This window comes from Methylobacterium sp. (genome assembly GCF_019745455.1).
Taxonomy (GTDB): domain Bacteria; phylum Pseudomonadota; class Alphaproteobacteria; order Rhizobiales; family Beijerinckiaceae; genus Methylobacterium.
In genome coordinates, this window is record NZ_JAIETD010000048.1 from 1 (window position 1) to 4,662 (window position 4,662).

A 4,662-nucleotide genomic window follows, 5' to 3' on the forward strand; every position below is an offset into this window, starting at 1 on the left:
ACAGACGAGCGATCGCGCGCGCCATCAGCCCAAAACGCAGCGTACGCCGATGCCCGATGAATAAGACGGGCTAGCTTTATCCGCAGCGGGCGCAGTCGCACTCGTGGCTGCCCAATCAAGATATGACTCGCCTTCAGCTCCGGTACGAAACTGCTCATTTGCCGGTGTTGAGGCTGGACTGATGGCCCGATTGATAAGGGCTTGCCCGGTATTCCCTTGCTTCGTCAGCTTGGTAACAAGATCCTCACCTTGAAATACGAAGACGGTCGGATCGGCCGTGCGAACTTCCAGATAGTCAATATTCGGACCACTATAGCCGTTCGAGGTCAGCCGGATCGTATTCTCCCCAGATGTCAGAAGCACTCGGGTGCCTTGCTCGGCATACTTTGCGAAGTCTCCGGTCGATTGCAAATCGAACATACGGTCGAACAGGTTAAGAGAACCAGCACCATTCTTTACGTCAAGGCGCATTGACCGATTCAATTCATTAGCAGCTAAAGCATAACCAATGCCTAGATCGTAATAACCGGTTGTATCGACCGAGATCTTAAATTCAATATATTCGCCAGAGCTCGTTGGAGCGCCCACGAAATCAACATAGGCATCTCCGTCCGCTGCTTCAGCATAAATTTTGTCGTTTGCAGCTGCAGTCGTAGCCATCACAACAGCTGGTCGAGTCGTTGGCGTCGTATTTCCCAGGCCCGTGTTGCCACGAACGACGCTGGCGTCCTCCGCCTGGATACGAATGGTCTCGATGGCCATGGTACGCTCCCGAAATCTCGTGACAGAGGGGCCCGCAAGGGCGGAATTGCACAGTCGTGAGTGTTGAAATTTTGATGATGTCCGGCGCCGCGCGCCTCACATCTCGCGGAAGCTCTTATGTATTGAGTCTACAAACGGCCTAACAAGATAATCGAGGGTCGTACGCTGACCCGTCAGAATATAGACCTCGGTCGGCATGCCGGCGCTCAGCACTTGATCCGCGCCTAAAGCCTTCAGGTCGGCGGGATCGACTTCTACCTTGGCGAGGAAATACGCCTCGCCGGTGCGCTCGTCGGTCATCCGGTCGGCGGAGACCGAGCGCAGGCTGCCGTGGAACTGGGGTAAGTTGCGCTGCGCGAAGGCAGAGAACACCACTTTCGTGCGCATGCCGGCGCGCACGACGTCGATGTCGTTGGGGCTGACCCGCGCATCGATGATGAGCTTGACCTCGCTTGGCACGATCTCCAGCAGCATCTCGCCCGGCTTCACGACCCCGGTCTGCGTCGTCACCCGCACGTTCATCACCGTGCCCGCCATCGGGGCTGCAATGGTGGTGCGTGCCAGGACGTCGGTGCGAGCCGGGAGCTTGCTGCGCAGGGTGGCGAGCTCGGTCCGGACGGTACCGATCTCCTCGTTGACCTTCTCACGCTGCTGCTCGCGCGTGGTGAGGAGCTCAATCTCGGTTTGGCCAATCGCTTGGTCGTTCCGGGCGATGCGGGCCTTGTTGTTGGCGCGCTCGCCCTTGAGCTCGGCCTGCTGGCGCTGCAGCGCGAGGAGCCGCGGCACGCGCTCCAATCCCTTCTGCAGAAGCACGTTGACGGTGTCGACCTCGTGCTGGATCAAGGCCAGCTGCGTAGTCTGAGCGGCAATGACCTCGCCAAGGCCGTTGCTTTCCTCGCGCAACTGCATGACGCGCTTTGTCAGAATGCTCTCACGGCCGGTCTGCGTGGCAATGCGGCTCTCGAACAGATCCTGCTGTCCTTTCAGGACCGCCGCGACTATTGCCGGAGTGCCGAGAGCATGGATGTCCTGTGGCGGCTGGATCGTTGAGGCCCGCTTCTGCTCGGCCACCATCCGGGCCTCCATGGCCGTGAGATACAGCATGCGCTCGTGGAGCTCGCCGAGATCGGCTCGTGCCTGAGTCCCCTCGAGGGTGAGGAGGGGCTGGCCGACTTCGACGCGATCTCCCTCACGAACGTGGATCGCTCGCACGATGCCGCCTTCGAGATGCTGCACGGCCTTGCGGCTGCCGTCAGGGCTGATCACGCCGGGCGCAAGTGCGGCGCTGGCGAGGGGCACGGCTGCGGCAAGACCACCGCCGAGGCCGAAGAAGAGCAGGATGGTCGTCCATCCCATGCGGCGCGGACCACGCACGTAGGCGGCGAGCGATGTTCCACCGGCAGCGGGCTGAGAGGTCCGACGCCAGAACAGACGAAGAAGAACCAAAACGACGACTGCCAAGAGCCCTACTGAAGGCCATTGCAGCCCAGCCTCGCCCAGCCAAGACCAGGCTTGCTTGGCCAGGTTTAGAGCCAGGATGGCGCCTTCGCTGAGGCTGACGCGGACGCGCTCCAGGGCTGGCCCGAAACCCTGAAGAAGGGTTTGTGCCAAGCTCTGTGCGGCCTCGCGTGTCACTTCAAAAAGACCGAGTAGGGTCGCCCAGATCCCGTCCGGCGAGGCGGGCGGGGTGCTCGATGCCTCGTAAGCCAAGGAACGCATCTTACTCTCCCGCCACGAGGGTCATGCCGCCAGCCGCAGGGGCCGAGCGCGGACGCAGGTCCGGAGCGGTCGACCGTTGCGCTTGGGTCATGAGTTGCTTGAGCACCTCGTCCCGCGGCCCGAAGGCTCCGACGAGCCCGTCTTTCAGCATCAGGATGGTGTCGGCTGTGCGCAGCGCGCTCGGCTGGTGCGCGACGATCAGGACAGTCCGGCCCAGACGCTTGAGTTCGGCCAAGGCTTGGAGCAGCGCCTGCTCGCCGGCTGTGTCGAGATTGGCGTTGGGTTCGTCGAGGACGATCAAGGCAGGATCACCGTAGAGCGCGCGGGCGAGCCCAATGCGCTGGCGTTGACCACCCGAGAGGCGCTGCCCGTAGGTCCCGACATCGGTCTCGTAGCCGTCGGGCAGCCGCAGGATCATCTCGTGCACGTCGGCCAACCGGGCTGCACACGCCACGGCCTCCGGCTCGATGGTGCGCATCCGGGCGATGTTCTCGGCGATCGTCCCGGAAAACAGCTCGATCTGCTGGGGCAAGTAGCCAATATGCTGCCCGAGCGCACTCGGATCCCAGCTTCCAACATCGGCGCCGTCGAGGCGGATGTGGCCGTAACTCGGCTCCCAGGCCCCGACGATCAATCGGCAAAGGGTCGATTTGCCCGAACCTGACGCACCGATGATCCCACAGGTCGTGCCGGCCTCGATCCGGGCGTCCACGCGCTGCAGGATCGGCTCGACGGCCCCAGGCATTCCAAAGCGCACGGCCTCGAAAGTGAGGAGCCCGCGCGGACGCGGCAGCGGCATCGGAGCCTTGCGCTCGGGCAAAGCGGTGAACAGGGCCTTGAGGTTGTGGAAGGCTTTGCGCGCCATCACCCAGCCGCGCCAGGCACCGAGCGCCCGCTCGACCGGGGACAGGGCGCGGCCGAGGATGATCGAGGCGGCGATCATTCCGCCCGACGTGATCTCACCGCGCAGCGTCAGGAAGGCGCCAATACCGAGGATGAACACCTGAAGAGCAAGACGGACGGTCTTCGTGAGGTTCGAAATGGCTTCGGTGACCTCAAGAGAGCCGTGGGCTTTCTCGTGAACAAGGCGCTGCTGCATCCGCCACCGCGTCAGCATGCTGTCGACCATGCCTAACGGGCGCAGTGTCTCGGCGTGCTCGATAGCCTGCTGAGCGGAGACCTGAAGTGCCCGGGTGCCACCTGCAACCTGACCCGCGAGGGTGCGCGTGAGCAGTTCGTTGCCGACCGCGAGAATGAAGAGGAGGATCGCCCCGCCGAGGGCAAGCATGCCGAGAGCGGGATGCATGATCCACACGACGGCGATGAAGACCGGCATCCAGGGGGCGTCCAGGAAGGCCAGAATCGCCTCACCGGAAATAAAGGCCTTGAGGTCGGCGACATCAGCGGGGCCTGCCTCGCTTTTTACCCCGGAGAGGCGCGCATCGATGCTGCGGCGAATGACGGGCGCCGACAGCTCCATCTCGATCCAAGTTCCCATCCGGGCCAGCAGCCGGCGCCTGGCATGCTCGATGAGGCCGTAGGCAATTATCCCGACCGTTGCCGCCACGGTGAGCCAAACCAATGTGTGGAGGGATCCACTCGACAGAACTCGGTCGAAAACTTGCTGCATGTAGATGCTGCTAACAAGCATCAGCATGTTGACCGCGAAGCTGAAGATCGCAACAGGCCAAAGCTGGCCGCGCACCTGCTTGACGCAGGCGTGAAAGGTATCACCCAACACGGAGAGCCCCTCCGAATACCTAAGTAGTCATCTTAGGTTATTTCGTATGCACTTGGTATCCAGTGATACACACACGATTTTCTGGTTGTAAATAACCAATTCGCGATTCATCGAATTTTTAATAAGAAATTAACACATGGATGTGGACCGGTGATGAATCACCAGGCGAATCCTCTCATATGATGCATTCTCGGGTGAAGCACTCGGCAGTATCAGAAAGACGGTTTTCGACACTGGTCACTTCGGTGCTGTGCCGAACCCATCGGACTGGACCCGCTCTGCTCAAGCGATCACATTGTGCGACGCAAACGACAGGCGAGTACTCAACTACGTAGTTTAAGGACTCTCCTACGCAGAATGCGGTGCGTCCCTGTTCTTGCCTAGAGCCACTCGTAGCAAGCGAGGCGGTGTCTCGAAGGGCGTCTCACGTTACTGTCTGG

Annotated in this window: 3 protein-coding genes; all 3 read right to left on the reverse strand. The window is 61.4% G+C overall.

Annotation, left to right across the window (positions count from 1 at the left end):
- Positions 1 to 24: 24 nt before the first annotated feature.
- Positions 25 to 762, reverse strand: coding sequence for a hypothetical protein (locus K2Y56_RS11695; protein WP_292507562.1), 738 nt, complete (start codon positions 760 to 762; stop codon positions 25 to 27).
- A gap of 96 nt (positions 763 to 858) precedes the next feature.
- Positions 859 to 2,481 carry an HlyD family type I secretion periplasmic adaptor subunit gene (locus tag K2Y56_RS11700; RefSeq protein WP_292507563.1) on the reverse strand — a complete coding sequence of 541 codons (1,623 nt, stop codon included), beginning with the start codon at positions 2,479 to 2,481 and terminating at the stop codon, positions 859 to 861.
- Between the two features lies 1 nt (position 2,482).
- Positions 2,483 to 4,222: a type I secretion system permease/ATPase gene (locus K2Y56_RS11705; RefSeq protein ID WP_292507564.1), complete on the reverse strand. Its 1,740-nt coding sequence runs from the start codon at positions 4,220 to 4,222 to the stop codon at positions 2,483 to 2,485.
- Positions 4,223 to 4,662 lie beyond the last annotated feature (440 nt).